Origin of the sequence: Mesorhizobium sp. M0601 (assembly GCF_040320845.1) — a bacterium.
Taxonomy (GTDB): Bacteria; Pseudomonadota; Alphaproteobacteria; order Rhizobiales; family Rhizobiaceae; genus Mesorhizobium.
Window position 1 is genome coordinate 1 of the sequence record NZ_JAMYQK010000129.1, and the last position, 870, is coordinate 870.

Sequence of the window (870 nt, forward strand, 5' to 3'; positions counted from 1 at the left end):
CGACGAGTACGGCTTCCAGCCGATCGTTGTGTTCGATGGCGACGGCCGGTTCGTGGCTGCTGTCCTGCGACCGGCCAAGCGGCCAAGTGGGGCTGAGATCCGCGCGATCATCGACTGGTGCCGCGCCAACGATGTCGACTTCATCCTCGGCGTACCGCCCACCACGACCCTGCGCAAGCATGTCGCGGACCTGGAAGCCCGCACGACGGCGCGCTTTGAAGCGTCACCGAAGACGAACAAGGTCCGCAGGTTCAAGGAGTTCTTGGATGGCGCCGCCAGCTGGAGCCGCGTCGAGCGCATCATAACGCGGGTCGAGGTCGGCGCCCAAGGTGCTGACACCCGCTTCATCGTCACCAACCTCGCCGGTGGAAAGGCCAAGGCGCTCTACGAGGATGTCTACTGCCGGCGCGGAGCGGCCGAGAACCACATCAAGTCCTGGAAGACGCATCTCTCGCCGCCGACCGAACGTCCTGCACAAGAGCGACGGCCAACCAGTTCCGGCTGTTCCTGCATGCCGGCGCCTACTGGCTCATGTGGGGCCTGCGCGCTGCGATGCCGAAACGCTCCAGCTTTGCCGTCGCGCAATTCGACACGCTGCGTTTGCGCCTCATCAAGATCGCTGCGCGGGTGGTCGAGATGAAGACGCAAATCCGCCTGCACCTGCCGACATCCTGCCCCGACCAACGCATCCTGCGCATCGTCCTCGATCGCATTCCGCGGCTCGCGACATAACCATGGGGCGCAGACGCCCCGAAACGAACCCGCCGACCGCAACCTGCAAACCCCACCTGCCATCACGACGGATCACCGCCGGCGCCTGACGAGGTTCGCGGAAAAGCGCCCAACAGCGGCCACATCGCCGCTTCAGGC

1 pseudogene is annotated in these 870 nt (G+C 65.4%); it reads left to right on the forward strand.

The annotated features are described in order from the left end of the window. Window positions 1-732: pseudogene (locus tag NKI41_RS33210) on the forward strand (transposase); the annotation flags it as partial. Window positions 733-870 lie beyond the last annotated feature (138 nt).